Source organism: Cobetia sp. SIMBA_158, assembly GCF_046566945.1.
GTDB classification, from domain to species: domain Bacteria; phylum Pseudomonadota; class Gammaproteobacteria; order Pseudomonadales; family Halomonadaceae; genus Cobetia; species Cobetia amphilecti.
Map to the genome: position 1 here is coordinate 1 of NZ_JAWJYL010000956.1, position 242 is coordinate 242.

The window sequence follows — 242 nt, forward strand, 5'->3', positions numbered from 1 at the left end:
CGAAACGCCTTTCAGCATTTCGGAGGCTTTGGTTGGGTCAGCTTGCAGTGCAGAAGTGATGTCCACCCAGTCCAGCGCCGAAAGCTGATAGAAATGAACAATATGGTCATGCGTGGTGTGCGCAGCCAGAATGATGTTACGGATGTATTGCGCGTTAACCGGAACGTCGATATTCAGCGCACTTTCTGCCGCACGAACGGAAGACAGCGCGTGAGTGGTAGTACATACGCCACAGATACGTT

1 protein-coding gene is annotated in these 242 nt (G+C 52.1%); it reads right to left on the bottom strand.

The annotated features are described in order from the left end of the window. The coding region (locus R2R70_RS22640) for a nickel-dependent hydrogenase large subunit (protein ID WP_410979292.1) at positions 1–242 on the bottom strand (242 nt) is incomplete at both ends.